Below are 26,204 nucleotides of genomic sequence, written 5' to 3' on the forward strand. Positions count from 1 at the left end.
TTTCGGGCTCGATTCGTAACTTCGGAGAATCTTCGGTAAAGTTGTCTTGTCCGCAGCTGCTGCGGACAACGTCTTCGCTTGAAGACGCTCGGCAGATTACCCGAGCGGCCAAAGGGGGCTGACTGTAAATCAGCTGGCAACGCCTTCACTGGTTCGAATCCAGTATCTGCCACCGACAAACCCGTCCTCACTTCGGTGAGGGCGGGTTTTTCCGGTTTCCGGGCCCTTGCGCCCCAGCCCACTAGATATTAGGGTCCCTAAATATGAGTAGCGATTCCGCCCTGGACGAGCTCGCCGAGGAATTCCGCGAGTCCCTCCGGCTGGCACTGTACATTGCGCGCAACATGGACGCGGATACGGACTTCAGCGCCACGCAGGTCAGCATCATGAAGATGGCCGCCGGCGAGGGGATGCGAGTGAGCGAGATCGCTCGGAACCTCGGAGTGAAGGTCCCCAGCGCCACGGAGCAGATCATCCGCCTTGAGGGTGCGGGCCTGCTGAAGCGCAGCCCGGATCCCCATGATTCCCGCGGTGTCCGGGTGACTCTCACCTCGCAGGGAGGGGAATCGCTTCAGGAAGCCAACGGCAGCAGGACGGCACTGATGGCGGCCCTGCTGGAGCAGCTGAGCAGCGAGGAGCGGAGCGCCCTCTCAGCGGCACTGCCCGTCATCCGCCGGTTGACGAAGCTGCCGCGGGCCTAGGGGCGCTTCACCGGACAGCGAACAGCTAGAGACAATGCAGCCGGCCGCGGCTAGCGTTGGACCATGGCTACTATCGACATCACCGAAGCAACGTTCCCCGAGACCATCGAGGAAAATGACATCGTCTTCGTGGACTTCTGGGCGGACTGGTGCGGTCCCTGCAAGCAGTTCGCACCCGTGTACGATTCCGTTTCGCAGCAGCACGACGACATTACCTTTGCCAAGGTGGACACCGAGGCTGAACAGGGTCTGGCAGCTGCCGCCGGCATCACCTCCATCCCCACCCTCATGGCCTTCCGCGAGAAGGTGCTGGTGTTCTCGCAGCCCGGCGCCCTGAACGCCAGCCAGTTCAGCGAACTGGTGGAAGCAGTCAAGGGCCTGGACATGAAGGCCGTACACGAGCAGATTGCCGCGCAGGAGCGCGAGGCAGCAGCAGGCTCCAACGGACAGGCCAAGCAGGCTTAGCCCCACCCGCTCTTTCTTCAGGGAAGCATCCGCTCCAGGATGCTTCCCTGACTGCGTTAAGGGTGCCGACAGGCCTGCACGGATCCGATAACACCACGTCTACCGTCGCCGCAGCGGCCGTTGTACGCTCGCTTCCACAGGGCGCACCGCCTGGGGAGCGCATGGGGAGCGCACGGGGGAGCGAGCAGCGCGGACGTCAACGACGACGAGACGACAGCGAGGAAGACATGAGTTCCAACCGAGGAATTGCTTACCTGGAACCGGGCGTAGTGGAAGTCCAGGACATCGACTACCCCAGCTTCGAACTGAAGGACGGGCCGGGCGTGAACCCGGCCAACATCGGGCGCAAACTTCCGCACGGAGCGATCCTGAAGGTGGTCACCACCAACATCTGCGGATCGGACCAGCACATGGTCCGCGGGCGGACGACGGCGCCGCCCAACCTGATCCTGGGTCATGAAATTACCGGGGAAGTGGTGGAAACCGGATCGGACGTGGAGTTCATCAAGGTTGGGGACCTGGTCTCCGTGCCGTTCAATATTTCCTGCGGCCGCTGCCGCAACTGCAAGGAACGCAAAACCGGGATATGCCTGAACGTGAACCCCGAACGTCCCGGCAGCGCTTACGGATACGTGGACATGGGCGGCTGGGTGGGCGGCCAGGCCGAATACGCCATGGTGCCCTACGCAGACTGGAACCTGCTGCGGTTCCCGGACAAGGACCAGGCCATGGAGAAGATCCTGGATCTCACCATGCTTTCGGATATCTTCCCCACTGGCTATCACGGCGCTGTCACCTCCGGGGTGGGGGTCGGCTCCACCGTCTACATTGCCGGGGCAGGGCCCGTCGGCCTGGCGGCAGCAGTCTCGGCACAATTGCTGGGTGCCGCCGTTGTGATCGTCGGCGACCTGAACGAGGAGCGGCTGGCCCAGGCACGCAGCTTCGGCTGCGAAACCGTGGATGTATCGCTGGGTGCTCCGCAGGACCAGATCCAAATGATCCTTGGGGTGCCGGAAGTGGACTGCGCAGTCGACGCCGTCGGATTCGAGGCCCGCGGCCACGGTGCCGGGTCAAGCAGCGAGGCACCGGCGACTGTGCTGAACTCGCTGATGGACGTCACGGCTGCCGGTGGGGCACTGGGCATCCCAGGACTGTACGTCACCGGCGATCCGGGCGGCGTGGACGAGGCTGCACAGCAGGGTTCGCTGAGCCTGAATCTGGGTACCGGCTGGGCCAAGTCGCTGTCCTTCACCACCGGGCAGTGTCCGGTGATGAAGTACAACCGGGAGCTCATGATGGCGATCCTGCATGACAAGGTGCAGATCGCCAAGGCGGTCAGCGCCACTCCGATCAGCCTGGACCAGGCACCGGAGGCCTATCGCGAGTTCGATTCGGGCGTGGCGAAGAAGTACGTTATTGACCCCAACGGAATGCTGGGCTCACACTGACGCGTCCTCTCGCCGGGTAAGCGCGCCCGGAGAACAGGAGAGCCGGCGGGACCGAAACCAATTCGGCCCCGCCGGCTTCGCTCTGTGCCCGTTCCCTTCTGATGCCCTGCGGCCCGGCGGTAAGCTCGACGTGTCCGGGCGCCGGCACCGGGTTTCCGGGCCCCGCCACTCGAATGCCAACGGCCCCTCTAAAGGGGTTGGAAGCGGGGACCACATGTACGGCAGCAGCGGGACGATAAGCACCGAAAGAACCGGTACCGGTACAGCCATATCCATGCGGGGCCCGGCATGAACGGGGCGGACACGGCATGGGTGTTGGTCTGTGCGGGGCTCGTACTGTTTATGACACCGGGCCTGGCCCTCTTTTACGGCGGGATGGTGCCGGTACGCAACGTCCTGACCATGATGATGCAGAACATCATTCCGCTGGGGATCATTTCCCTGACCTGGGTGCTGGTGGGGTACACGCTGGCGTTCAGCAATAAGGGCAATTCCGTGGTCGGCGACTTCGACGCCTTTGCGCTGCTCGAGCTCGACACCCCGCAGTTCCATTCGGTGGCCGCGGGTGTGACCATACCGACGCTCGCCTTCGTGGCCTACCAGATGATGTTCGCCGTAATTACGCCTGCGCTGCTTACGGGAGCGACGGCGGGCCGGCTCCGGTTCGGCGGATGGGTGGTGTTCCTGGCCGCATTTTCCATTCTGGTGTACCCGCAGGTGGCGCGCTGGCTCTGGCATCCCAAAGGATGGCTGTTTCAACTTGGTGCCCAGGATTGGGCCGGCGGCATGGTGGTCCATGCCTCTGCAGGCGCAGCAACGGTGGCGGTGCTGCTGGTGGTTGGCCGGCGGCGCGGCTGGCCCAACCTCCGGACCTCACCGAACAACCTTCCGCTGATGCTGGTTGGCGGCGGCATCCTTTGGTTCGGGTGGTTTGGCTTTAACGCGGGAGACGGGCTTCAGGCCAACGGCATTGCCGCGCAGGCCCTGATCAATACCCACGTGGCAGGGGCGGCCGCGATGCTTACCTGGCTGCTCGTGGAACGGATAGGCAATGGGCGCTGCACCTTGGTGGGTGCCGTCTCCGGTGCCGTGGCCGGACTGGCGACGATTACCCCCTGCGCCGGGTACGTGGGCACCGGCGCAGCCCTCCTGATCGGACTGATCGCCGGCTGCCTCTGTGCGGTGGCTGTCCGGCTCAAGCATGTGCTGCGCTACGACGACGCACTGGACGTGATCGCCGTCCATTTTGTGGGCGGCGTGCTGGGTTCCTTCCTGCTGGGTTTCTTCGCCGACAGCTCGGTAAACCCCGTCAGCGACGACGGCATCTTCTCCGGCGGCGGCGGAGTGCTCCTGTGGCACCAGACGGTGGCCATAGTCTCCGTGGTGCTCTTTTCCTTCGTGCTGAGCTGGATTGTGGCCGTCATTATTTCCCGCACCATTGGGCTGAAAGAGGCCGGGCCCGACCAGGAGGACCAGGACCGGGTCCAGCAGGGTGCCTCCGCATACTCCCTGAGCGGCATTAGCGCCCGCCCCGCAACGGCGGGCCGGGCGGCCAGCGAGGGCGCCGAAGATGCCCGGCGGGGGCGTTCCAGCCGGCTGGTCAGCGCCGTGGTCAATACGGATCGGGTTGACGGCCTGCGGGACGCGTTGCTGATGGCCGGCGCGCGATCCCTGGAGATGTCCGACGCCGCGGCCTACACCGGAACCGTCCGTACCGAGGCTTTCCGCAGCGAAAAGCGGAGAATCGACTTTGAGGACCGGCTGCGGGTGCAGGCCGCGGTGGACGAAGAGCACGAGGAAGCAGTGGTGGCCGTCCTGAAGCGCTTCGGGGCGGAACCGGATTCGATTTACCGGCTCTCTGTCATTCCGTACTGAGCCATCCCGTACTGATGAACGGTTAGACCTGTTCCACCTTCAGCGGTTCGGCCAGCAGGGCGCTGAGGGATTCCTGCAGGTCCTGGAGGGCGGCACCGCGTGCGTGGCGCTCCAGGTCCTCGCGGGAGGCCCACTGTTCCGCCAGCACAATTGCCGACTCCGAGTCCTCAATGATTTCGTAGCGCAGGCAGCCCGGTTCCATCCGTACCTGCTCAATGGCGATGTCCAGGGCCAGCTTCACCCGCGTGTGTTCACCGGCGTTCGGGACCATAGTGGCGCGGAGATTGATGGGGGTATTGGTTTCTTCAGTCATTTCCCCACCATAGGACTTTCTCAAGACCGCCGTCGCGGGGCGCGCTCGGCAAGATCAGGCGCTCCCTTCGCAGGGAAGCAAAGTGTTGGTAGCGTTGCCGCCACCTGTCCCGCAGCCAAAGGAGCCTGCCTTGTCCTCATACGCCGCTTCCCCGTCGCAGATTCCCTTGTTGGCGGAAACCATCGGGGAAAATTTTGAGCGGACCGTCCGCCGCTTTCCCGATGCCACCGCGCTGATCGATGCCCCCACCGGCCGGTCCTGGACCTATGCCGAACTGGACCGGCAGGTCAACGACGTCGCGGCCGGCCTGATGGCCCGAGGGATCCAAGCAGGGGACCGGGTGGGCATCTGGTCACCCAACTGTGCGGAATGAACCATTGCCCAGTACGCCACTGCCAAGGCCGGTGCCATCCTGGTAAACGTCAACCCGGCCTATCGGCAGGCGGAACTGGACTTCGTGGTGAAACAGAGTGGAATGCGGATGCTGCTCACCGCCCCGAGCGACCAGCGCAACGACTACGAGGCCATGGCTCGGAGCGCCCTCGAAACCGGGGCCGGCTTGGAGACGCTGGTATTCCTATCCGGGGTCGGTGCCGACAGCTTCGAGGTGCTGGCTGCGGAGGGAAGGGATTCAGGTGAGCCGGGGGCAGCTGCCCTGGCGGAACGGATGGCTGGACTGCAGCCCGGGGACCCCATCAACATCCAGTACACCTCCGGAACCACCGGCTTCCCCAAGGGTGCAACGCTGACCCATTCGAACATCCTGAACAACGGCTACTTCATCGGCGAACTGCTGGGCTACACCGAAGCGGACCGCGTGGTGCTTCCGGTGCCGTTCTACCACTGCTTCGGGATGGTCATCGGTAACCTTGCAGCCCTTTCGCACGGCGCCGCCACCATCATTCCGTCCCGGACCTTCGACGCCGGCCGGGCGCTCGCCGCCGTCGAAACGTACAGGGGCACGTCCCTGTACGGGGTGCCGACCATGTTCATTGCCGAACTGGGGCTGCCGGAGTTCGGCCGGTACGACCTTTCCTCGCTCCGGACCGGCGTGATGGCCGGTTCGCCCTGCCCCGAGGAGATCATGAAACGGGTGATCGGCGAGATGAATATGGCCGAAGTGGCTATTTGCTACGGGATGACCGAAACCTCCCCGGTTTCCACCATGACCCGGCGCGGGGACTCGCTGGTGCGCCGCACCCGCACCGTGGGACGCACCATGCCCCATTTGGAAAGCCAAGTGGTGGATCCCGGAACAGGGGAGCAGGTGCCCTACGGAGAAATCGGTGAACTGTGCACCCGCGGCTACAGCGTGATGGCCGGGTACTGGAACCAGCCGGAGGCAACCGCCCAGGCCATCGACGCCGACGGCTGGATGCATACCGGGGACCTGGCCCGGATGGACGAAGAGGGCTACGTCAGCGTGGAGGGACGCATCAAGGACATGGTCATCCGCGGCGGGGAGAACATTTATCCGCGGGAGATCGAGGAGTTCCTCTACACGCACCCTTCGATCTCCGATGTCCAGGTGATCGGCGTTCCGGATGAGCGGTACGGAGAGGAGCTCATGGCCTGCATCATTCCGGTCCCCGGTGCACCTGAACCGGATGCGGCGGCCATTGCCGAGTTCTGCCGTGACCGGCTGGCCCACTACAAGATTCCCCGGTACGTGCAGATCCGCGGCAGCTTCCCCATGACGGTCTCAGGCAAAATCCGCAAGGTGGCCATGCGTGAGGAAGCGGTCAGCGGGCTGGCAGCCAGCGGGGAACCAGCAACCTCCTAGCGTGCATTCGCTGGAGAGGGGTCCGGATGAGGCGGCTTTAATATTTCCTGTGAGCTCTGCGAGCGGGGAATTTCGTTGCCGCCGACCCGGGCCCCGACCCGGCCAGGCACCCTGCCTCAGCGGCGGCGGTGGTCCATCGGGGCGAGCTTCGGTCCGTAGGTGGGCTTGCGGTAACCGCTGAGCATGATCATCCGCACCACCCGCTGCCGGTGTCCCTGCCAGGGTGCGAGCAGCTCCAGCATGCCGGCGTCGTCGGTCCGCTTCCCGGTGAGCGCCGCGCCCACGTAGGCGGCCAGATGATAGTCGCCAACGGAGACCGAATCCGGAGCACCGTGTGTCCGCTGGGTGATTTCCGCAGCGCTCCACACTCCGATTCCCGGAACCGAGCAGAGCTTGGCGGTCAGGTCCTCGCCAAGCGGATCCTCTGCCAGCCGCTCCAGCCCCGAGGCGAGCGCACAGGCCCGCATGATGGTGGTGGAACGGGAAAGGTCCACCCGTGCCTGGTGCCAGTCCCAGCTGGGGATCTTCCGCCAGGTTTCCGGGGCCGGGGCGGCTTTCATGCCCGACGGCGCCGGGCCGGGTGCCTCAACGCCGTAGCGGGTCACAAGGTAGCGCCATGCGTAGTAGGCCTCCAGCACGGTGACTTTCTGCTCCAGCACCACAGGGATCAGGCTGTCCATGATCCGGCCCGTGCTCGGCAGCCGCAGGGAGGGGTTTCGGCGCCGGGCTTCGGTGACCATCCGGGGCAGGGTGGCGAGGAACGCGTCGTCGTCAAAACCGGACCAGTCGTCGTGTTCGCCCAGCAGGGAGGGTACCGAGTCCAGCGCGCACCGGGCACCCGGTCCCCAGGCCTGTGCGCGGACCCGTGCGCCGGGGGCAGGGACGGGTTCCTCCCGAAGGTTCAGGGTGGCCGGGCCCTCCGGGGTGAGGAAAGCCAGCCAGGCAACGCCCGGACCGAGGCGGATGGTCGGATCCTGCTTACCGCGCACCAGGATGCGCAGCGAAGTCTGCAGGCAGTACGGGGCGGGGGACTCCCAGTAGCGCACCAGACCGGAGGGAGCCTGCTGCAGCGCTGGAACAGCGGCAGTGAAGGACATGCAACTATCGTTGCACGGACCACCCCCGCTTCTGCCCGCACTCATGGCCGCTCGAATGTGGCTTTTGCTACGCCGCGTTCCGTCCCCCATGCCACAGCGGAGACAAAGAAGTACCGTGGGTCACATGAAGTATGCCAATACCGTCCTGGACCTGATCGGCAACACTCCCTTGGTGAAGCTCCACCACGTGACCGAGGGCATCAGTGCCACCGTCCTGGTGAAGCTGGAGTACCTGAACCCGGGCGGATCCGTGAAGGACCGCATTGCCGTGAAGATGATCGACACGGCCGAGCGTGAGGGGAAGCTGCTGCCCGGCGGCACGGTGGTTGAGCCCACCAGCGGCAACACCGGCGTCGGGCTGGCGCTGGTGGCCCAGCAGAAGGGCTATAAGTGCATCTTCGTTACCCCGGACAAGGTGGGGGTGGAGAAGCGGGACGTGCTGCGTGCGTACGGTGCCGAAGTGGTGGTCACCCCGACGGCGGTCGCTCCGGACAGCCCCGACTCCTACTACGGAGTCTCCGACCGGTTGGTGCGTGAGATCGACGGCGCGTACAAGCCGGACCAGTTCTCCAACCCGTCGGCCCCGGCCAGCCACTACGAATCCACGGGACCTGAAATCTGGGCAGATACAGACGGCCGGGTGACCCACTTCGTGGCAGGCGCCGGTACGGGCGGCACCATCACCGGCACCGGACGCTACCTGAAGGAAGTCTCCGCGGACCGTGCCAGCGGGCCGGTGCGCGTGATTGCCGCGGACCCGGACGGTTCCGTGTATTCCGGCGGTGCCGGGCGCCCCTATTTCGTGGAAGGCGTGGGGGAGGACATGTGGCCGGACAACTATGACCCGTCCGTGCCCGATCAGGTGATTGCCGTGAAGGACGCAGAGTCCTTCGCGATGACCCGCCGGCTGGCCCGGGAGGAAGGCCTGCTGGTAGGCGGATCCTCGGGCATGGCTGTGACGGCGGCCCTTGAGGTAGCGCGCTCGCTGGGGCCCGACGACGTCGTCGTGGTCCTGCTGCCGGACAGCGGCCGCGGGTATATGGGCAAGATCTTCAACGACGACTGGATGCGCTCCTACGGTTTCCTGCAGGACGGCGGGGAGCAGGCCACCGTCCGCGACGTGCTGGCCACCAAGGACGGTTCGCTGCCTGAACTGGTCCACACCCATCCGAACGAAACCGTGCGGGACGTCATTGCCATCCTGAATGAATACGGGGTCTCCTACCTGCCTGTCCTCTCGCAGGAACCGCCGGTGGTCCTGGGCGAAGTCCTCGGCTCGGTGGATGAGCGCTCGCTGACGGAGAAGCTTTTCCGCGGCGAGGCCAAGCCTACGGATCGGATCAGCGAGCACATGGGGCCGCGTCCGGTCTTCGTCGGAACGGGGGACACCGTGGCCGCTGCCCGTTCGAAGCTGCAGGAGGACGACGCCGTCATGGTTACGTCCGATGGCACGGCCGTTGGCATGCTGACCCGGCACGACCTACTTTCGTACCTGAGCCTCTAACCCGGCACACCTTCGCAGGTGCGTTGTTTTGTACCAACCTGCCGGCTCCGGCCGGCGCAAGGAGAACACCATGACCAGCTTCAGCACCCGCGCCATCCATGCGGGGCAGGAACCGGATCCCACCACCGGCGCAGTCATTCCGCCCCTGTACCAGAGCACCACCTACGCCCAGGACGGCATCGGCGGCCTGCGCAACGGCTATGAGTACGGCCGCGGCACCAACCCCACCCGCGATTCGCTGCAGCAGCAGCTCGCTGCCCTGGAAGGCGGAAAGCATGCCTTCTCCTTCAGCTCCGGGCTTGCCGCCGAGGATGCCCTGATCCGCGGGCTGCTTGCCCCCGGAGACCACATCGTCCTGGGCAACGATGCCTACGGCGGAACCTACCGCCTCATCAACAAGGTGCTGGGCAAGTGGGGGATTACCAATACGGCGGTGGATATGTCCGACGCCGCAGCTGTCGCGGCTGCCGTTGCGGCCGGGAACACGAAGCTGGTGTGGCTGGAAACGCCGTCGAACCCGATGATGAAAATCAGCGATATTGCCGCAACGGCGCAGGCAGCGCACGACGCCGGTGCTCTCCTGGTGGTCGACAACACCTTTGCGTCGCCGTACCTGCAGCAGCCGCTGGCCCTGGGCGCCGACGTCGTTGTGCACTCGACCACCAAGTACATCGGCGGGCATTCCGACGCCGTGGGAGGTGCCGTAATCCTGAACGACGACGCCATGGCGGAGGAGGTCGGGTTCATTCAGTTTGCCGTCGGTGCGGTGTCGGCGCCGATGGAGGCCTGGCTGACCACCCGCGGGCTGAAGACCCTCGCGGTGCGGATGGACCGGCATTCGGCTACTGCCATGACCGTGGCGAAGTGGCTCAAGGAACAGCCCGCCGTGGAGCAGGTGTTGTATCCGGGGCTGGAAGAGCATCCGGGGCATGACCTGGCCAAGGCCCAGATGAAGGACTTCGGCGGCATGGTTTCGGTGTCCTTCAAGGGCGGCGAGGCTGCGGCCCGGAAGGTGGCGGAATCCACGCGGCTGTTCCTGCTGGCTGAGTCGCTGGGCGGGGTGGAGTCCCTGATGAACTACCCCTCGGAAATGACCCATGCCTCGGTCAAGGGCACCGAGCTGGCCGTACCGGAGAACCTCCTGCGGCTGTCGGTTGGCCTGGAGGACGTCGAGGACCTTATTGCGGACCTCGACCAGGCGCTGGGGCAGCTCTAGCCTCGGCGGCGGGCCTTGCGGCCCGGCGGGGGAGGGGCCGGTGGGAGGTTTGGCAGGAACTGCCCGCAGGATTTCCCACCCGGCGGTCGCCCAGGACCTCAGCAGCATCAACCGCCCCCACTGGTGGGGCTGTGGCCGCACAGGCAGGGAGCATCAGCACCTGACCGTCGGAATCCCTGCGGTTTGTCCGATTCCCCGCGGGATGTCCGGATCCCTGCGCCGCGCCCAGCAGGATTTGTCACAAACCGCAGGGATCTCCCCAAAGCGAGGGGACCTCGGGAGCACCAAGCAGCATTGGGTGGAAGTTGTGCCGGCAGCGGTGCAGGGAGGCAACCCGAAAACGCCTAACGGGGCCTGCGGCCCTTAGCGGCACGCTTCTTCGGGTCCCGGATCTGGAAATACCTGCTGCTCTGCGGTAGCCAGAGCAGCGCCGTGCAGGCCAGCAGCACCAGGCCTACGGCCACTAACGCCGGGCCGCGGAAAAGCAGGGGGAACCCGGCAATCACACCGATACTGCTGAGTGTTTCCCGGGCGCTGCGCTTACCGGCCCGCAGCCGCAGCACGCTGTAGGCGCTCAGTGCAGCGAGGACCAGGGCAAGGGCCCCCATCATCGTCAGTGCAGCGCTGTCCTGATGCTGCGTCCGGGCCGAGACGATAAACGAAATGCCCGCAACGGCGACCAGGACGGCCGCCACGAGCCAGGCGGCAGCCGCCGCCCGGATGATGCCGGGAGGGCGGGTGTGAGGCGGGGGAGTGCGCGGCGCGGGGGTGCCGGAACCGAGTCCCATCAGCGGGGCGCCACGATCTGTTCGCGGGCGTCAAGGTCGTAGCGGTAGACCTCCCGGCCGCCGATCCACACCTTCAGCGCACGCTGCATCACGTCCAGCGGATTCCCGCTCCACAGGACAAGATCGGCATCCTTGCCGGGTTCCAGGGAACCGAGTCGGTCCGCGAGGCCCAGCACCCGGGCGGGATTGATCGTCACGGCGCGCAGCGCCTCGTCGGGGTCCAGCCCCTCCTTCACCGCCAGTGCGGCTTGATAGATCAGGAAATTGATGGGGACCACCGGATGGTCGGTGATGATGGAGATCTCCACTCCGGCAGCGGCAAGCTTCCCCGGATTGGCCATGCTGCGGCCGCGCAGCTCCACCTTCGAGCGGGTGGTGAAGAGCGGTCCGATGAGCACCGGAACGCCGCGTTCGGCCAGGACATCGGCCAGCAGATGGGCCTCGGTGCCGTGGTCGAGCACCAGCTCGTAGCCGAACTCGTCCGCCAGCCGCAGGGCGGTGCCGATGTCGTCCGCCCGGTGGGCGTGCTGCCGCCAGGGGATTTCCTGCTTCAGCACCATGGCAAGGGCTTCAAGGTGCGGGTCGCGGGCGTTCGGGTCCGCCTTGCCCAGGTAGTTCTGCGCATCCATAAAGGCCTGCCGGATCACCATCGCCGTGCCCAGACGGGTGGAGGGGGTCTGCTTCTTGTCGCTGTAGATCCGCTTCGGGTTCTCTCCGAGCGCGGACTTCAGGCCGCTGGGTGCACGCAGCACCATTTCCTCCAGATAACGCCCGTGCGTGTGCAGCGCCACTGCCTGCCCGCCGATCGGGTTGCCGGAGCCGGGGTTGATGTTCGCCGTGGTCACTCCGCCGGCCAGGGCGTCGTCGAAGCCCGTATCGAAGGGGTTTACAGCGTCCAGGGCGCGGACGCCCGCCATCACCGGATCCGTCATCTCGTTGGAATCGTTGCCGGCCCAGCCTTCACCTTCTTCATGCACGCCAAGGTGGGTATGCGCATCCACCAGCCCGGGCAGCAGCCACTGCCCGCCGGCGTCCAGCACCTCCGCGCCGTCGGGCACAACGACGTCGGGCCCCAGTTCCCGGATCCGTCCGCCCTCGACGAGGACGGTGCCGTCGAAGGGCCTGCCGGTGACGGGAACCACATGGGCATTGGTGATGGCTTGAAGCGCGGGGGACATGGGGGACCTTTCGCTTACTTGATCTGGTCCGGCCAGCCTATCGCCTGCCTCCGGGCAGGGGAGGAGGAGCAGCCTGCCCGGTAGACTTGCGGGTGTCAAGATCGACACGAAAAACGCTATGTAGCGCCACGAGCGCGGCCGGCAGTCTTACAGGGAGAACAATGGGCCAGATCCACCGATCCGCTTTTGTGCGGACCGTTGCGACCCTGGGAGCGCTGGCATTAGCCGGGCTGCTCGTATGGACAGCTTTCGACTTATCGCCGCGTCACGGCCTCGACTTCAGTGTTTACCTGTCCGGCGGGCAGAGCGTCATTGACGCCGCCGGTGAACTGTATACGAAGGCCGTCCAGTACGACGCCGACAGCAGCCTGCTCTTCACCTACCCGCCTTTTGCCGCGCTGGTTTTTGCAGTGCTGGCTCCGTTCGGCCAGAGCGTGGGGCTGAACATCTTCACCGGCATTTCCATCGCCATTGCCGCAGCCACCGCCGTCTGGGCAGTCCGCTATGTCTTCCGCCGCGAGGGAGCCATGGACGTACTCCGCCACCCCTGGCTCCGTCCGCTGGCCATCGCCGGCACCGGCTTGATCGTGCTGCTAGGACCATGGCGCGAAACGCAGGCCTTCGGGCAGATCAACATCCTGCTCTTTGGGCTGATCATGGCCGACTTCGTGATCAAGAAGGAAGGCTGGCCCACCGGTCTGCTGACAGGTGTGGCTGCCGGACTGAAACTCACCCCGCTGGTCTTCGGCCTGTACTTCCTGGCGCGGGGCGACTGGCGCGGACTGCGCAACATGGCCTACGGCTTCCTCTCGACCTTCGCCCTTGGCTTCCTGATCCTCCCGCGGGAATCACGTACCTACTGGCTGGACCTGCTGCCGGACACCTCGAGGATCGGCGGCGCCGGCTACGTGGACAACCTCTCGATCAAGGGGGCCATCCTGCACTTCGGCGGCCCGGATTTCCCCGTCGACCTTCCGTGGCTTCTCCTTTCGCTGCTGGCTGTCGCGGCTACCGCCGTCGTCATCCGCCTGGCCGGCAACCGCGGAGAGACCTTCACCGCCCTGGCAGCCACCGCGCTGCTGATGCTCCTGATTTCCCCCGTCTCCTGGTCACACCACTGGGTCTGGGTGGCACTCTTCATCCCGGTCCTGGCCCGGAACCTGATGGACTTGGAGCCGCAGCGCCGGAAACTCCGGATCACCGGATTCCTCCTGCTGGCCTCCTCGCTGGTGATCTTCATTTACTCGCCCAAGACCATCGGCGAACTGTTCAATGCACCCAACCTGGATTCCCAGCTGCCCGAGCCGTGGCTGATGGCCTCCAGCGCCGGAGTCTTCTGGGGCATCGGGCTCCTGGCCTGGTGGTCCGTCAACTATTGGGGCAGCCGCCCGCGCCACTGGTGGCGCAACAATCCGCCCGGGTTGCAGCGGGCCACGGAGCCGCAGCCCTAGACTGCTGGCATGAGAACCGGTTCGCTGCTCGCTGTTTGCCTGTTGCACGGCCTTCTGCCCACCAAGGACGCCACCGGCGTCACTGCCATCGACAAACGCGCCGTGGCAGGACCGGTGAAGGTCCATCCCCTGGGATTGACCGGAGACCTGCAGGCCAGCCGCAAACATCACGGCGGGGAATCCAAGGCCATCTACGCCTATTCCCAGGCCGACGCCGACTACTGGGCCCGGGAACTGGGACGCGCGGTCCCGCCCGGCCTGTTCGGTGAAAACCTGCGGCTGGACGGTTTGGACGCCACTGCCGCCCTGATCGGTGAGCGGTGGCGGATCGGCGACGACGTCGAGGTGGAAGTGACCTGTCCCCGCACCCCCTGCCGCAACTTCCAGCGGCGGATGGAGGTGCCGAACTGGCAGCGCCGCTTTGCGGAGGCCGGACGCGTGGGCACCTATCTCCGGGTCCGCCGCCGCGGCAGCATCGCTGCGGGGGACCCCGTGGAGGTGTTGACCGAACCCAGCCACGGCGTGAGCGTCCGTGACGTCTTCCGCGGCCTTGACGCCGAACAGGCCGCGGCGCTGCAGGCATCCCGCAGCGCCGGTGAGATCACGTTGTCACCGGAAATACTCAAGGTCCTGCGCACGATGTCGGCCAAAACCGCGCGGTCCACGGCCGCAGTGCCGGCCCGGGGTTAGCCCTGCCCGGGGCCGCTGTGCGCAAGCTCACCGGCCCCGACCACGCACCGGACGCAGGGATGCCGTACACTGGAAAACATCCCCCACTCCGGTATTCCCTTATTTTCCTACGGTTCATCGAGATTTTCACTGAAAATCACCACCGAAACCCGTACGGTACGTTGTGTTGGGGCCCGCATTTCTAATGCGGGCAGATTCATCTTTTGGGGAGCGCCGGCAAAGAAATCGTCACACCGGTCGTAGACACAATCCAGTGAAATCGGCCCACAGCTGTGACGGAAAGTCCTGCCTGGGATTGCAACAGCGCCGGACTTACGTCCTGCAGCCTCTTGGTTGCCTGCTCCCCGATTGAATGAGGATCACCTCTTGTCTGAAGCCACGCTGGAAAACACCAACGTCGAAAACGCCGCTCCCGAAACCGAAGAGAACACTGTGCTGTTCAGCGACTTCGGATTGGACGAGCGCGTCCTGGCAGCCCTGAAGGATGTCGGCTACGTAACGCCGTCTCCAATCCAGGCAGCTACCATCCCCCTGCTGCTCGAAGGCCGCGACGTCGTCGGCCTGGCCCAGACGGGAACCGGCAAGACCGCGGCATTCGCCGTTCCTGCCCTGTCCCTGCTCGCCGGCCGCCCGGCCACCAAGGACACCCAGGTGCTGGTGCTTGCACCCACCCGTGAACTGGCCCTGCAGTCTGCAGAAGCCTTCACCTCCTACGCAGTCCACATGGATGGCATCACCGTGCTTCCCGTGTACGGCGGTTCCGCCTACGGCCCCCAGCTCAACGGCCTCCGCCGCGGCGCCCAGGTTGTTGTGGGCACCCCCGGCCGTGTGATTGACCACATCGCCAAGGGTTCCCTGGACCTGTCCAACCTCGAGTACCTGGTGCTCGATGAGGCTGACGAAATGCTGCGCATGGGCTTCGCCGAAGACGTGGAGCAGATCCTTTCCTCCACTCCGGCGAGCAAGCAGGTTGCCCTGTTCTCCGCCACCATGCCGCCGGCCATCCGCAAGATTGCCAAGAAGTACCTGAACAACGCTGCGGAAATCACGGTCAAGTCCAAGACCACCACCGGTGCGAACACCCGCCAGCGCTACGTGCAGGTCATGGGCCCGCACAAGCTGGATGCAATGACCCGCATCCTGGAAACCGAAGAGTTCGACGGCGTTATCGCGTTCGTCCGGACCAAGGCGGCCACCGAAGACCTGGCTGACAAGCTCAAGGACCGCGGCTACAACGCCGCCGCCATCAATGGCGACATCCCGCAGCAGCAGCGTGAGCGCACGGTCGAGGCCCTCCGCGACGGCAAGATCGACATCCTGGTTGCCACGGATGTTGCCGCCCGCGGCCTCGACGTCGAGCGCATCAGCCACGTCGTCAACTACGACATCCCGCATGACACCGAGTCCTACGTCCACCGCATCGGCCGCACCGGCCGTGCAGGACGCACCGGCGACGCCATCCTGTTCATGACCCCGCGTGAGAAGTACCTGCTGCGGGCCATTGAAAAGGCCACGCGCCAGCCGGTTGAGCACATGCAGCTGCCGAGCGTCGACGTCGTCAACGAGAAGCGCCTGGCCAAGTTCTCCGAGAAGATCACGGAAACCCTCGGTTCCGAGGACATCGCGGTGTTCCGGGACCTGGTGACCAAGTACCTGGCCGAGCACGAAGTTCCCGCCGAAGACGTTGCAGCAGCCCTGGCCGTCATGGCCCAGGGTGGCCGCGACCTGCTGCTGCGGGAAATCCCGCAGGCTCCTGCCCGCCAGCGCGAGCGTTCCGAAGGCCGCAACGACGGCGTCGGCTCCCGCGGCCCGACGCGTCCGCTGACCGAAGGCAATGCAACGTACCGCATCGCCGTCGGCCGCCGCCAGCGCGTGCTGCCCGGTTCGATTGTCGGCGCCATTGCCAACGAGGGCGGCCTGTCCTCCGCGCAGATCGGCGGCATCGACATCCGTGCAGACCACACCCTGGTGGAACTGCCTGCAGACCTGTCCAAGGACCAGCTGCGCGCCCTGTCCCGCACCCGGATCGGCGGCGAGCTGATTCACCTCGAGCTGGACAAGGGCCGCAAGCCGGCCCGCGAGCGTGAAGGCGGCGGCAGCTTCAACGACCGCGCCGACCGCGGCGGCTTCAAGAAGGATTTCAAGAAGCGCGACGGCGAGCGTTCCTTCGGCGACCGCGGCAGTGACCGCCCGTTCAAGAAGCGTGAAGGCGGCTTCCGCGACAGCGCAGCTGCCGGTGCCCGCAAGCCCCGCTTCCGCGACTAGGAAGCAGCGGCGCCCGTAACCTAGGGCGCCGCACCGCGGTTCCGTATAAACAAGAAGGACGCCTCCCGCAGCGGGAGGCGTCCTTTTTGTTATGCCCTGTGGTGCCGAGGCGCTGTCCTGCTACTGCACGGACCCGCCTGCGCGGCGGCTCTCAAGGCGCATTTCCAGGTCATTCATGACAATCGCAGCAAGGTCCGAGAGTGTTGCCTCGTCTTCGGGGGAGAAAGTCCGGGGCTTCCTGTCCAGGATGCAGAACGTGCCCAGATTGAACCCGTCGCTGGTCTGGAGCGGAACGCCGGCGTAGAACTGCAGGCCGAAGTCTCCGGCCACCAACGGGTTGGCCAGCGTCCTCGGGTCATGCCGGGCGTCGTCGACCACGTACACGCCGTCCTGCAGGATGGCGGAGGCACACAGGCCGGGGTCGCGGCCGATCTCGACGGCTTCGGTGCCGTGATGGGACTTGAACCAGATCCGGTCGGTGTCCACCACGCTGACGATTGCCACCGGGACGTCAAAGAGACGGGACGCGAGGGCCGTGACACGGTCGAAGGCACCGTCCGGGGGAGTATCCAGGAGGTCATAGCGGCGCACCGCGTCCATCCGCCGGGCTTCGTCCGCGGGCAGGATTTCCGGGTCGACCCGGTGCCGGCCGCGTGCGGCGACGATCATGTCGTAGAGGACCTGGGAGACGTCGTGGGCGCTGGGGCGCTCCGCAGCGTCCTGGGCGGTCATGGCGCGGAGCAGCTGCACCCAGTCCGCTCCCAGCTCCGCGGGGATCTCCGGGTCCCTCAGGAGCCGTGCGAGGGCACTTTCCAGGGCGGGACCGGGGAAGGCCGGCTTTCCCGTGAGGCACTGCAGCAGCACCAGGCCGAGGGAATACACATCGCTAGACACCCCGGCATTTTCCCCGCGTGCCTGCTCGGGACTCATGAACGCCGCGGTGCCTGAGAAGGTGCCGTGCTGGGACTGCGGGTCGCTGGCCACGAAGGCAACGCCGAAGTCAGTGAGTTTGGCTCGGATCCGGGCATCCGCGCTGCTGTAGTCGAACAGCATGATGTTTGCGGGCTTCACGTCCCGGTGCACTACGCCGTTGTCGTGGATGTACTCCAGGCCGATGGCGAGGTCGTAGCCGAGCAGTGCGGTCTGGCGGCGGGGCAGAGTGCCCTGCTTCAGCCGTTCGCGCAGATCGAGGCCCTCGACAAGTTCCATAACGAGGTAGATCAGCGGCGACGCCGGGTCGGACGTGTCCGATCCTGCATCCAGCAGGGTGACCAGGCTGTGGTGGTTCAGGCGCGCCAGGATCTTGGCCTCGGCGTCGCTGCGCCGGAGGTCCATCTCACTGGTGGCCGACGGGCGGATGATTTTCACCGCTACGTCCCGGTCCAGGAACTCATCCTTGGCCCGGTGGACGGTGCCCATGGCACCTGCCCCGATCTTATTCAGGAGTCGGTATCTTCCACCCAGGAAGAGGCCCTCCGAAACGTGGTTCGGCACTATGCTCACGTGCCCTCGCTTTCTCGTAGCATAAGCATACTGACAAAAAGGGCAGAAAGTTCACCATTTTGGAGCCTGGAACCGTGTCCCGGACCGGTTCAAAAGTGTCCCTCGTCACCTTTCGGGCAAATGGCCCATTTCGATTTCATGTTCCCGAAAAGTGCTGGTAGAGTTTTATGTCGTTGCCCCGATAGCTCAGTGGTAGAGCGCCATCTTGGTAAGATGGAGGTCCCGGGATCGATTCCCGGTCGGGGCTCTCAATGGGAGGGCCCGCGTTGCAAAGGCTGTATGTTCTGCAGAGGCCTGTGTAGGGCGGGCTTCACTCATTTTTGGCGGTGTAGCTCAGTTGGTTAGAGCGCACGACTCATAATCGTGAGGTCGGGAGATCGAGCCTCCCCACCGCTACAAACAGGGCAGGTCCTGAAGATTTCATTCTTCCGGTACCTGCCCTTTTTGTTTGCCTTGAACCGCATGCCGCAGCGGCTCGCAAGCTCCCTAAGGTTGCTTATCATTGCCGGTTCTCCATAGGGTGTGCATAGCGGGAACCGAAACGTATCCCGATCCAGCACCACCACCGTAGAAGCATCGCTGCGGCCCGCAGGTTTCCGGCCGCAGCTGAAACGAACGGAGTCACCATGGCAGAGCACGATATTTCCGGCAAGAAGGTAGCTTTCCTCCTCACCGACGGCGTGGAGCAGATTGAGCTGACCAGCCCCTGGGAAGCCGTCAAGAACGCCGGCGGCGAGCCGGTCCTCGTGTCCCCGAAGAAGGGCACCATTCAGGGCTTTGACGGCATGGACAAGGGTGAGACCTTCACCGTTGACCTCGACGTAGCCGACGCCGACGCAAGCGACTTCGACGCCCTGGTCCTGCCGGGCGGCGTCGTCAATGCAGACTTCCTCCGCGTGGACAAGAACGCCCAGCAGTTTGCCCGTGCCTTCTTCGAGGCGCACAAGCCCGTGGCTTCCATCTGCCATGGTCCGTGGCTGCTGATTGAGGCCGGCGTCGTCAAGGGCCGCGACCTGACGTCCTACCACACGCTGGCAACGGACCTGAAGAACGCCGGCGCGAACTGGACCGACGAGGAAGTGGTGGTGGACCAGGGGTTCGTGACCAGCCGCAACCCGGGCGATCTGCCGGCTTTCAACGACAAGCTCGTTGAGGAAATCGCCGAAGGGGAACACGCGGGCCAGCACGCCTGACACCTCCCAAAACAGCACCGAAGGGTGGGGTAGCGTGAAAACGTTACCCCACCCTTTTGGCGTTCACCGGGAGGTCCACCATGCCTGCAGCCGGAGGCACCGCAGCATCCGCCGACGCCGGCAGGTTCCTCTGCTCGGGGACCTCCTGGGACACCGCCGGCCCGAACCTGTCACTGCACCTTCCCAGCGGGCGGGCCGAAAAGCAGCCGCTCGTTCCGGGCACCGAACTTCGGTTCCGTGTCCTGGCGGACAACAACGGGAACGAGAAGTTCTGCCTTGGCTCCTGGCAGGTGAACGACGACGGCGTCCAGTCCCACACTCCCTGTCCAGGCCAGGCTCCTGCCGAGCGCGGTTATCAGTGCAGCAGTTGCTTCATCCGGGACGAGGTGCGGGGCATCCACAACAGCCACCGTGCGGACAGCATCCCGGATGCGCTCCGGCGCTACCTGGACCAGCCGCACTGGCTGTACGTGGCCACGTTCGCCGACGGTTCCACCAAGGTCGGCACGGCCGCGGACGGGCGCAAGCAGCTCCGCCTGATCGAACAGGGGGCCGTCCACGCCAGGTATGTTGCCCGTGCCGGCGACGGGTTGGTGGTGCGGATACTCGAAGACGCCGTGACGGCCGTGGTCGGCCTGCAGCAGGCTGTCCGGGCAGGAACCAAAACAGCGGCGCTGGCCCGGCCCCTGGCCGCCGCGGAACTGGACGCCCGCAATGCCGAGGCCGCAGAGTCGGTGCGTTCCATGCTGGCGGACCTGGCGATCGCCGGTTTCCGGACGGCCGACGAAGTCTGGGAACCTCCCGCCCAGTTCCGTACGGTGCTGGAGACGCCGTGCGAACTGTATCCGTGCGACCCCGGTTCGGGTGAGCACGGCATGGTCATCCAGGCGGTCTTGGGCGCAACGGCCCTGGTCCGGGTGGACGGCGAAGAAACCCTGTTCGCAGCGGACCTGTCCCGCCTGAAGGGACGCCGGCTGCAGTACGGTTCGTTCCGTACGGCCGTGCCTGCACTCCAGGCCGCACTGTTCTAGCGGGAGCTTCACTGTTCTAGCGGGAGCTTCGCGGACACCGTTTCGGGCCCTTCCCGCCCGCCCCTGTATTCTGAAGACATGCTAAATACCCCCTGGGAAACCGGCTCGCCCCTGTACCGGAAACTTGTCGTGAGCGCACTGGCGCTCAGTGGCCTCGGGGTGCTGCTGGTGCTTCTGGGAGCTGTCCTGGATAACCAGGTCCTGATGTACATCGCCCTTCCCCTGATCGTGGTGGGCCTGAGCACGCACCTGAGCGGGATGGTGGTCCGCGCCAGGGACACCCGACGCCGCATCAAAGGCACGGAGGGCAAAAAATGAGCATCAACCCCCAACTCCAGGGACGCACCTACCCGGCAGTGGCTGCGTACTCCGTGGGCCGTGAAAAGATCCGCGAATTCGCTGCAGCCGTCAAGGCCACCAATCCGGCCCACTTCGACGTCGCCAGGGCCCAGGAACTGGGCTATGCAGACCTCGTTGCCCCGCCTACCTTCGCCATCATCGTTGCCCAGCGTGCCGACGCGCTGCTGGTTGCCGATCCCGATGCCGGCATCGACTTTTCCCGGGTGGTCCATGCCGACCAGCGCTTCACCCATCACCGTCCCATCGTGGCCGGAGACGAACTCGTGGCCGAGCTGTACGTGGACTCGGTGCGGGCAATGGGCGACGGCGCCCTGATCACCACCCGCGCGGAAATTTCCACAACCGAGGGCGAGCAGGTAGCCACCACCCTTTCATCCATCCTCGTCCGCGGAGAGGGGCAGTAACCGCTATGTCCATTGCACTAAGTGAACTGTCCAAGGGCACCGAGATCGGTTCCGCCGCGCTGGAAATTTCCCGTGCCGACCTCGTCCGCTACGCCGGTGCCTCCGGCGATTTCAACCCCATCCACTGGAACGAACGCTTCGCCCGCGAGGTGGAGCTGCCCGGCGTTATTGCGCACGGCATGTTCACCATGGGCACCGCTGTCCAGCTGGTGAGTGACTGGATCGGCGATCCGGGAGCGGTGATTGACTACCAGACGCGTTTCACCCGGCCCGTCCTGGTGGAAGATATCGACGGCGCTCCAGGAGCGGTTGTGGAGGTCGCCGGTGTTATCGGCGCCATCGACGCGGACAACTCAACGGCACGCGTGGATCTCACCGTGACCTTCAACGGGCAGAAGGTGCTGGTCAAGGCACAGGCAGTGGTGCGGGTCTGGTGACTGCTTTGACCCGGATGCCGCTGGCATCCCTGACCACCGCACGCGTGGGTGGCCCGGCCCGCCGCTACCTTGAAGCAGAAACCGAAGACGAACTGATCATTGCCGTCCGTGCCGCGGATGAGGCGGGGGAGCCGCTGCTGATCATCGGCGGCGGTTCCAACCTGTTGATCTCGGACGAAGGTTTCGACGGCGCCGTCATCCACATTGCCAGCCGCGGGCTGGACATCCGGGAGGCCGGGGACGGAACCGCCGTCCTGCGCGCCGAGGCCGGGCACCCGTGGGACGAACTGGTGGCGTACACCCTGTCGGAGGGCTACTCCGGCCTGGAAGCGCTGTCCGGTATCCCGGGGCTGGCCGGTGCGACGCCGGTGCAGAACGTGGGTGCCTACGGCGCCGATGTCTCGCAGTCCATCACTTCGGTGCGCGCCTGGGACCGCTCCGAGCGCACGGTGGTGGAATTCGCGAACACGGATCTCGGGTTTGGCTACCGGGATTCGGTGCTCAAGCGCAGCACGAAGAACGGTTCTCCCCGCTACGTGGTGCTGACCGTGGAGTTTGCCTTGTCCAAGGGGTCCACCAGCGCCCCGGTCCGCTACGCCGAGCTCGCCCAGGCTCTGGGAGTGGACATCGGCGAGCAGGCCGACGCCGCGGACGTGCGCCGCGAGGTCCTTCGGCTGCGGGCGGGTAAGGGCATGGTCCTGGACGCCTCGGACCCGGACACCTACAGCACCGGTTCCTTCTTCACCAACCCCATCGTTGATGAGGCAACCGCAGCAGCGCTGCCGGCAGACGCTCCCCGCTATCCGGTGGCGGAGCCCGGAAGGGTGAAGCTGAGCGCCGCGTGGCTGATCAGCCACGCCGGTTTCCGCAAGGGCTTCGGGCTGGCACCAGAGGATGGCACGGGCGGGCGGGCCTCACTGTCCACCAAGCACACCCTGGCCGTCACCAACCGCGGCGACGCCACTGCCGAGGACCTGCTGGTGGTGGCCCGCGCGGTCGCTGCCGGCGTGGAGAAGGCTTTCGGCATCCGGCTCCACCCCGAGCCCCTGCTGGTCAACTGCACGCTGTAGCCGCCACCGGCACGGCAGGAATCAGCCGCCGGCACTGTCGCCGGGGTCGGGTCCCGGCCGCTCCGGTCCCTTCTCCGCCGGTCCCTTCTCCGGCGGCCCTTTCCGTGCAGGTCCTTTCCGCGCCTCGGCGGCTGCTGCCTGCGCACTCCGGATAGCCGGGCGGTCTCGGCGCGGGTCCAGCAGGCAGCTGTTGCACAGCCATTGGATCAGCCGGGGCGTCAGGGCCACCTGGGTACGCCGGTCCTGCAGGTCCGGCAGCAGCCACTCCGGCGCCAGGAAGCCGCTGAGGGCGTAGGCGAGCTCGTGGGCGCCGAACAGCCGGGCGAAGGCCGCCTCCGGCTCCAGCGTCCGCTCAAGCGCCAGCAGCGCTTTGTCCTGGGCACAGAGGATCCCTGCGCCCTCGGCCTCCAGATACCGGCGCAGTTGCAGGGCCACACGGAGATAACGGGCCCGGGTGGGGGTCTGCTTGCCGGCACAGCTGAAGGCGAAGAAGGTGCTAAGGATCGAATCCACGCTTTGCTGCTCCATGCGGACAACATGCCACCCGGCACTGACAGTTTTTGAGCGCCCCGGTTTTGGCCGCCATGTCTTAGGCGCTCCCGCCCGGCGGCCCCAGCTAGGCAGCCCCCGCCAGGGAAGCGTCCGCCAGGCGCCACCCCCGTTAACGCAGCACGGGTCCGCTCCACAGGGGAGCGGACCCGGAACGGGAACGGAAAATCAGAGGTTGCCGGTGGCGATGCGCAGCATCCGGCGCAGCGGTTCGGCGGCGCCCCAGAGCAACTGGTCCCCGATGGTGAAGGCGCTGATGTACTCCGGACCCATTTCCAGCTTGCGGATGCGGCCCACCGGGATGTCCAGCGTGCCGGTGACCGCCACCGGAGTCAGTTCGGCCATGGTGGCTTCCTTGGTGTTGGGCACCACCTTGGACCATTCATTGTCCGCATCGATGATCTTCTCGATCTCGGCCACGGAGAGGTCCTCGGTCAGCTTCAGCGTCAGGGCCTGGGAGTGGGAACGCATGGCACCGATCCGAACGCACAGCCCGTCAAACGGAATCCGCCCGTCGGCCCCGCGGCCGAGGATCTTGTTGGTCTCCGCGCCGCCCTTCCACTCTTCCTTGGACATGCCGTTGCCCAGGTCCGCATCGATCCAGGGGATCACTGAGCCGGCCAGCGGCACACCGAACTGGGAGGAGTCCATGGACGGGTTCTTCTGCTGGGCCAGGACGGCACGGTCAATCTCCAGGATGGCCGACGCGGGATCGGCGAGGTTCGGCGCCACCGCAGCGTTCAGCGCCCCGAACTGGTTGAGCAGTTCGCGCATGTGCCGGGCACCGCCGCCGGAGGCTGCCTGGTAGGTCATGGACGTGCCCCACTCGACCAGGCCGTTGCGGAACAGCCCGCCGAGGCCCATCAGCATGCAGGACACGGTGCAGTTGCCGCCCACGAAGTTTTTTACGCCGCGGGCCAGACCGGCGTCAATAACGTCCCGGTTGACCGGATCCAGCACGATGATCGCGTCATCGTCCATGCGCAGCGTGGAAGCGGCGTCAATCCAGATGCCGTCCCAGCCGGCGGCACGCAGCTTCGGGAAGATTTCCGCCGTGTAGTCGCCGCCCTGGGCGGTGACGATGATCGGCAGCTTGGCCAACGCGTCGACGTCGTACGCATCCTGCAGCGGTCCGGCTCCGGCAGCGAAGGACGGCGCGTTGCCCCCGGCGTTGGAGGTCGAGAAGAACACCGGGTTGACCAGGTCGAAGTCGCCCTCGTCCTGCATGCGCTGCATCAGGACGGAGCCGACCATGCCGCGCCAGCCGACGAAACCTGCAGTGGGGAAAGCGGGAATGGAGGAAGAAGTCATGGTTTCCACCTTAGGCCAGCGGTGCGGCTGCGTCTTGGTTGGCTGCGTCACGGTCGGCTGTCTCACGGTCCCGGGTCCAGAGGGCAATCCGGTACCGGGTGCCGTTGGAAGACGTGTACCAATCGGCGGCAGGACTGACGGCACTGAAGGTCCAGTCCTGGCCCAGCGCGGGGGCGAATGTGTCGCCTTCGGTCTCCATGTCGATGACCGTCACCACAGCGGTATTGGCCACCGGGACGGCTGCTTCATACAGCTGTGCACCCCCGATGATCCAGATTTCCCCGTTGCCGGGACTGGTTCGGGCCACGCTCAGGGCATCCTCGAGGGAGCCGACGACGACGGCGCCGGAGTCCGCGGCTTCGGCATGCAGCGCGGCACTGGAGGACACAATGATGTTCGTCCTTCCGGGCAGCGGCCGGTAGGCGGCCGGGAAGGACTCCCAGGTGCGGCGGCCCATGATGACCGGGTGCCCCGCCGTCGTCGCCTTGAAGTGCGCCATGTCCTCGGGCAGGTGCCACGGCATGCCGCCGTCACGCCCGATGACGCCGTCTAGGGTCTGCGCCCACACCATGCCGATGACGGGGCCGCCGTGGGGTACCGTGCCGCGCTCCCGGAGGACCTGACCCAGGTCCGCGCCCTCATGGGAGCCGCCGCCCACCGGGAAGTAGCGGGTGGGGCCGGCCGGGGCGGCAGCAGTTGTTACGGGAAGGGACTCGGTCATGGTTGTCCTCTCAAACGGCGATAGGCGCTTTGATACCGGGGTGGTGCCGGTAGTCGAGGACCTCGAAGTCCTCAAGGGTGTAGTCGAAGATGCTTTCCGGAGTGCGGCGGATCCGCAGCTTCGGGTAGGGGTAGGGCTCCCGGCTGAGCTGTTCACGGACCTGGTCCACATGGTTGTCGTAAATGTGGACGTCCCCGCCGCTCCAGACGAATTCGCCGGGCTCCAGCCCGGTCTGCTGGGCCACCATCAGGGTGAGGAGGGCGTAGGAGGCGATGTTGAACGGGACCCCCAGGAAGGTGTCCGCCGAACGCTGGTACAGCTGGCAGGACAGTTTCCCGTCCGCGACGTAGAACTGGAACAGGGCGTGGCACGGCGGCAGGGCCATGTTCTCGACCTCCGCCGGGTTCCAGGCCGTGACGATGTGGCGGCGGGAATCCGGGTTCTTCCGAATGCCTTCGACCAGCTTCGCGATCTGGTCGATGTGCCCGCCGTCGGGAGTGGGCCAGGAGCGCCACTGGACGCCGTAGACCGGGCCGAGTTCGCCGTCCTCATCCGCCCACTCGTCCCAGATACTCACTCCCTGTTCCTGCAGCCAGCGGACGTTGGAGTCGCCGCGCAGGAACCAGAGCAGCTCGAGGGCAACGGACTTGAAATGCACCCGCTTGGTGGTGATCAGCGGAAAGGATTCGCTCAGGTCAAAGCGCATCTGGCGGCCGAACACGCTGCGCGTGCCGGTGCCGGTGCGGTCCGACTTCTGCGTGCCGTTGGCCATGACGTCGCGCAGCAGGTCTTCATACGGGGTAGGAATGCTCACCCGGCCAGTCTAGTTCAGGTAGACGCGCAGGCAGGGG

General features: G+C 65.8%; 24 protein-coding genes, 3 tRNA genes and 1 pseudogene. 19 read left to right on the top strand and 9 right to left on the bottom strand.

All coding sequences use genetic code 11. The features are described 5' to 3' along the window. The first annotated feature begins 90 nt into the window (after positions 1-90). From NNX38_RS04510 to amt, 5 genes are all read left to right on the top strand, one after another. Positions 91-172: transfer RNA gene (locus NNX38_RS04510), tRNA-Tyr, on the top strand. Between the two features lie 91 nt (positions 173-263). Then, positions 264-701 carry a MarR family winged helix-turn-helix transcriptional regulator gene (locus NNX38_RS04515; protein ID WP_255796944.1) on the top strand — a complete coding sequence of 146 codons (438 nt, stop codon included), beginning with the start codon at positions 264-266 and terminating at the stop codon, positions 699-701. A gap of 63 nt (positions 702-764) precedes the next feature. After that, the gene (gene trxA / locus NNX38_RS04520) at positions 765-1,166 is read left to right on the top strand and encodes a thioredoxin (protein ID WP_146360930.1); all 402 of its coding nucleotides are present in this window, start codon (positions 765-767) and stop codon (positions 1,164-1,166) included. 227 nt (positions 1,167-1,393) lie between these two features. Then, positions 1,394-2,614, top strand: a complete 1,221-nt coding sequence (gene fdhA, locus NNX38_RS04525) for a formaldehyde dehydrogenase, glutathione-independent (RefSeq protein WP_255796945.1) — start codon at positions 1,394-1,396, stop codon at positions 2,612-2,614. Between the two features lie 288 nt (positions 2,615-2,902). Continuing rightward, positions 2,903-4,489 carry an ammonium transporter gene (gene amt / locus NNX38_RS04530; RefSeq protein ID WP_255796946.1) on the top strand — a complete coding sequence of 529 codons (1,587 nt, stop codon included), beginning with the start codon at positions 2,903-2,905 and terminating at the stop codon, positions 4,487-4,489. Positions 4,490-4,511: 22 nt separating this feature from the next. Here amt and NNX38_RS04535 read toward each other — a convergent pair whose 3' ends face one another. Further along, the gene (locus NNX38_RS04535) at positions 4,512-4,802 is read right to left on the bottom strand and encodes a putative quinol monooxygenase (protein ID WP_255796947.1); all 291 of its coding nucleotides are present in this window, start codon (positions 4,800-4,802) and stop codon (positions 4,512-4,514) included. 130 nt (positions 4,803-4,932) lie between these two features. Between NNX38_RS04535 and NNX38_RS04540 the strand changes: the two are divergent. Continuing rightward, a pseudogene (locus NNX38_RS04540) lies at positions 4,933-6,585 on the top strand (AMP-binding protein). A 116-nt stretch (positions 6,586-6,701) separates the two neighbouring features. On the opposite strand, the gene NNX38_RS04545 reads toward NNX38_RS04540, so the two are convergent. Then, positions 6,702-7,682, bottom strand: coding sequence for a DNA-3-methyladenine glycosylase (locus tag NNX38_RS04545; protein WP_255796948.1), 981 nt, complete (start codon positions 7,680-7,682; stop codon positions 6,702-6,704). A 124-nt stretch (positions 7,683-7,806) separates the two neighbouring features. Between NNX38_RS04545 and NNX38_RS04550 the strand changes: the two genes are divergently transcribed. Together NNX38_RS04550 and NNX38_RS04555 are read left to right on the top strand one after the other, a co-directional pair. Then, on the top strand, positions 7,807-9,186 hold the full coding sequence (locus tag NNX38_RS04550) for a cystathionine beta-synthase (RefSeq protein WP_255796949.1): 1,380 nt from the start codon (positions 7,807-7,809) through the stop codon (positions 9,184-9,186). A 70-nt stretch (positions 9,187-9,256) separates the two neighbouring features. Next, positions 9,257-10,402: a cystathionine gamma-synthase gene (locus NNX38_RS04555; RefSeq protein ID WP_255796950.1), complete on the top strand. Its 1,146-nt coding sequence runs from the start codon at positions 9,257-9,259 to the stop codon at positions 10,400-10,402. Positions 10,403-10,746: 344 nt separating this feature from the next. Here NNX38_RS04555 and NNX38_RS04560 read toward each other — a convergent pair whose 3' ends face one another. Both NNX38_RS04560 and NNX38_RS04565 read right to left on the bottom strand, forming a co-directional pair. After that, positions 10,747-11,190 carry a hypothetical protein gene (locus tag NNX38_RS04560; protein WP_255796951.1) on the bottom strand — a complete coding sequence of 148 codons (444 nt, stop codon included), beginning with the start codon at positions 11,188-11,190 and terminating at the stop codon, positions 10,747-10,749. Further along, positions 11,190-12,368 carry an amidohydrolase gene (locus NNX38_RS04565; RefSeq protein WP_255796952.1) on the bottom strand — a complete coding sequence of 393 codons (1,179 nt, stop codon included), beginning with the start codon at positions 12,366-12,368 and terminating at the stop codon, positions 11,190-11,192. Before NNX38_RS04565 ends, NNX38_RS04560 begins: the two co-directional genes overlap by 1 nt. Positions 12,369-12,529: 161 nt before the next feature. Between NNX38_RS04565 and NNX38_RS04570 the strand changes: the two genes are divergently transcribed. From NNX38_RS04570 to NNX38_RS04580, 3 genes are all read left to right on the top strand, one after another. Then, a complete protein-coding gene (locus NNX38_RS04570; protein WP_255796953.1) occupies positions 12,530-13,819 on the top strand; it encodes a glycosyltransferase 87 family protein in 1,290 nt (429 codons plus the stop codon). A 9-nt stretch (positions 13,820-13,828) separates the two neighbouring features. Beyond that, positions 13,829-14,509: an MOSC domain-containing protein gene (locus NNX38_RS04575; protein ID WP_255796954.1), complete on the top strand. Its 681-nt coding sequence runs from the start codon at positions 13,829-13,831 to the stop codon at positions 14,507-14,509. Between the two features lie 333 nt (positions 14,510-14,842). Next, positions 14,843-16,774, top strand: a complete 1,932-nt coding sequence (locus NNX38_RS04580) for a DEAD/DEAH box helicase (RefSeq protein ID WP_370646366.1) — start codon at positions 14,843-14,845, stop codon at positions 16,772-16,774. Positions 16,775-16,894: 120 nt separating this feature from the next. Here the strand turns inward: NNX38_RS04580 and NNX38_RS04585 are convergent, their stop codons facing one another. After that, positions 16,895-18,277, bottom strand: coding sequence for a protein kinase (locus NNX38_RS04585; RefSeq protein ID WP_255796955.1), 1,383 nt, complete (start codon positions 18,275-18,277; stop codon positions 16,895-16,897). A gap of 175 nt (positions 18,278-18,452) precedes the next feature. Here NNX38_RS04585 and NNX38_RS04590 point away from each other — a divergent pair. The 8 genes from NNX38_RS04590 to NNX38_RS04625 all read left to right on the top strand — a co-directional run bounded on the left by NNX38_RS04590 (position 18,453) and on the right by NNX38_RS04625 (position 22,772). After that, positions 18,453-18,524 (top strand) — tRNA-Thr (locus NNX38_RS04590). A 75-nt stretch (positions 18,525-18,599) separates the two neighbouring features. Next, positions 18,600-18,673: transfer RNA gene (locus NNX38_RS04595), tRNA-Met, on the top strand. 230 nt (positions 18,674-18,903) lie between these two features. Continuing rightward, positions 18,904-19,470 carry a type 1 glutamine amidotransferase domain-containing protein gene (locus NNX38_RS04600; RefSeq protein ID WP_229950082.1) on the top strand — a complete coding sequence of 189 codons (567 nt, stop codon included), beginning with the start codon at positions 18,904-18,906 and terminating at the stop codon, positions 19,468-19,470. Positions 19,471-19,550: 80 nt separating this feature from the next. After that, positions 19,551-20,501, top strand: coding sequence for a DUF2797 domain-containing protein (locus tag NNX38_RS04605; RefSeq protein ID WP_255796956.1), 951 nt, complete (start codon positions 19,551-19,553; stop codon positions 20,499-20,501). Positions 20,502-20,579: 78 nt separating this feature from the next. Next, positions 20,580-20,819 carry a hypothetical protein gene (locus NNX38_RS04610; RefSeq protein WP_255796957.1) on the top strand — a complete coding sequence of 80 codons (240 nt, stop codon included), beginning with the start codon at positions 20,580-20,582 and terminating at the stop codon, positions 20,817-20,819. Further along, complete coding sequence (locus tag NNX38_RS04615; protein WP_255796958.1) at positions 20,816-21,265, top strand: MaoC family dehydratase N-terminal domain-containing protein; 450 nt, start codon at positions 20,816-20,818, stop codon at positions 21,263-21,265. The genes NNX38_RS04610 and NNX38_RS04615 overlap by 4 nt, the downstream gene beginning before the upstream one ends. Before the next feature lie 5 nt (positions 21,266-21,270). Further along, the gene (locus tag NNX38_RS04620; protein WP_227918830.1) at positions 21,271-21,702 is read left to right on the top strand and encodes a MaoC family dehydratase; all 432 of its coding nucleotides are present in this window, start codon (positions 21,271-21,273) and stop codon (positions 21,700-21,702) included. 5 nt (positions 21,703-21,707) lie between these two features. After that, the gene (locus tag NNX38_RS04625; protein ID WP_255797016.1) at positions 21,708-22,772 is read left to right on the top strand and encodes a UDP-N-acetylmuramate dehydrogenase; all 1,065 of its coding nucleotides are present in this window, start codon (positions 21,708-21,710) and stop codon (positions 22,770-22,772) included. Between the two features lie 21 nt (positions 22,773-22,793). Here the strand turns inward: NNX38_RS04625 and NNX38_RS04630 are convergent, their stop codons facing one another. From NNX38_RS04630 to NNX38_RS04645, 4 genes are all read right to left on the bottom strand, one after another. Continuing rightward, positions 22,794-23,300 (bottom strand): hypothetical protein, encoded by a 507-nt coding sequence (locus NNX38_RS04630; protein WP_255796959.1) that lies wholly within the window; start codon positions 23,298-23,300, stop codon positions 22,794-22,796. Positions 23,301-23,489: 189 nt separating this feature from the next. Then, on the bottom strand, positions 23,490-24,632 hold the full coding sequence (gene asd, locus NNX38_RS04635) for an aspartate-semialdehyde dehydrogenase (protein ID WP_255796960.1): 1,143 nt from the start codon (positions 24,630-24,632) through the stop codon (positions 23,490-23,492). Positions 24,633-24,642: 10 nt separating this feature from the next. Then, positions 24,643-25,353 (bottom strand): dihydrofolate reductase, encoded by a 711-nt coding sequence (locus tag NNX38_RS04640; protein ID WP_255796961.1) that lies wholly within the window; start codon positions 25,351-25,353, stop codon positions 24,643-24,645. A 10-nt stretch (positions 25,354-25,363) separates the two neighbouring features. Beyond that, positions 25,364-26,167: a thymidylate synthase gene (locus NNX38_RS04645; RefSeq protein ID WP_255796962.1), complete on the bottom strand. Its 804-nt coding sequence runs from the start codon at positions 26,165-26,167 to the stop codon at positions 25,364-25,366. Between the last annotated feature and the right edge of the window lie 37 nt (positions 26,168-26,204).

The organism is Arthrobacter sp. zg-Y238, assembly GCF_024385525.1.
Classification (GTDB): domain Bacteria; phylum Actinomycetota; class Actinomycetes; order Actinomycetales; family Micrococcaceae; genus Arthrobacter_B; species Arthrobacter_B jinronghuae.

What these genes read in the sequence shown, in the direction of transcription:
- NNX38_RS04570 (WP_255796953.1), top strand. Translation starts at nt 12,530, where the DNA reads ATGGGCCAGATCCACCGATCCGCTTTTGTGCGGACCGTTGCGACCCTG.
- asd (WP_255796960.1), bottom strand. Translation starts at nt 24,632, where the DNA reads ATGACTTCTTCCTCCATTCCCGCTTTCCCCACTGCAGGTTTCGTCGGC.
- NNX38_RS04565 (WP_255796952.1), bottom strand. Translation starts at nt 12,368, where the DNA reads ATGTCCCCCGCGCTTCAAGCCATCACCAATGCCCATGTGGTTCCCGTC.
- NNX38_RS04620 (WP_227918830.1), top strand. Translation starts at nt 21,271, where the DNA reads ATGTCCATTGCACTAAGTGAACTGTCCAAGGGCACCGAGATCGGTTCC.
- NNX38_RS04605 (WP_255796956.1), top strand. Translation starts at nt 19,551, where the DNA reads ATGCCTGCAGCCGGAGGCACCGCAGCATCCGCCGACGCCGGCAGGTTC.
- NNX38_RS04600 (WP_229950082.1), top strand. Translation starts at nt 18,904, where the DNA reads ATGGCAGAGCACGATATTTCCGGCAAGAAGGTAGCTTTCCTCCTCACC.
- NNX38_RS04545 (WP_255796948.1), bottom strand. Translation starts at nt 7,682, where the DNA reads ATGTCCTTCACTGCCGCTGTTCCAGCGCTGCAGCAGGCTCCCTCCGGT.
- NNX38_RS04555 (WP_255796950.1), top strand. Translation starts at nt 9,257, where the DNA reads ATGACCAGCTTCAGCACCCGCGCCATCCATGCGGGGCAGGAACCGGAT.
- NNX38_RS04630 (WP_255796959.1), bottom strand. Translation starts at nt 23,300, where the DNA reads ATGGAGCAGCAAAGCGTGGATTCGATCCTTAGCACCTTCTTCGCCTTC.
- NNX38_RS04615 (WP_255796958.1), top strand. Translation starts at nt 20,816, where the DNA reads ATGAGCATCAACCCCCAACTCCAGGGACGCACCTACCCGGCAGTGGCT.
- NNX38_RS04560 (WP_255796951.1), bottom strand. Translation starts at nt 11,190, where the DNA reads ATGGGACTCGGTTCCGGCACCCCCGCGCCGCGCACTCCCCCGCCTCAC.
- NNX38_RS04640 (WP_255796961.1), bottom strand. Translation starts at nt 25,353, where the DNA reads ATGACCGAGTCCCTTCCCGTAACAACTGCTGCCGCCCCGGCCGGCCCC.
- NNX38_RS04575 (WP_255796954.1), top strand. Translation starts at nt 13,829, where the DNA reads ATGAGAACCGGTTCGCTGCTCGCTGTTTGCCTGTTGCACGGCCTTCTG.
- fdhA (WP_255796945.1), top strand. Translation starts at nt 1,394, where the DNA reads ATGAGTTCCAACCGAGGAATTGCTTACCTGGAACCGGGCGTAGTGGAA.
- NNX38_RS04535 (WP_255796947.1), bottom strand. Translation starts at nt 4,802, where the DNA reads ATGACTGAAGAAACCAATACCCCCATCAATCTCCGCGCCACTATGGTC.
- NNX38_RS04610 (WP_255796957.1), top strand. Translation starts at nt 20,580, where the DNA reads ATGCTAAATACCCCCTGGGAAACCGGCTCGCCCCTGTACCGGAAACTT.
- trxA (WP_146360930.1), top strand. Translation starts at nt 765, where the DNA reads ATGGCTACTATCGACATCACCGAAGCAACGTTCCCCGAGACCATCGAG.
- NNX38_RS04550 (WP_255796949.1), top strand. Translation starts at nt 7,807, where the DNA reads ATGAAGTATGCCAATACCGTCCTGGACCTGATCGGCAACACTCCCTTG.
- NNX38_RS04515 (WP_255796944.1), top strand. Translation starts at nt 264, where the DNA reads ATGAGTAGCGATTCCGCCCTGGACGAGCTCGCCGAGGAATTCCGCGAG.
- amt (WP_255796946.1), top strand. Translation starts at nt 2,903, where the DNA reads ATGAACGGGGCGGACACGGCATGGGTGTTGGTCTGTGCGGGGCTCGTA.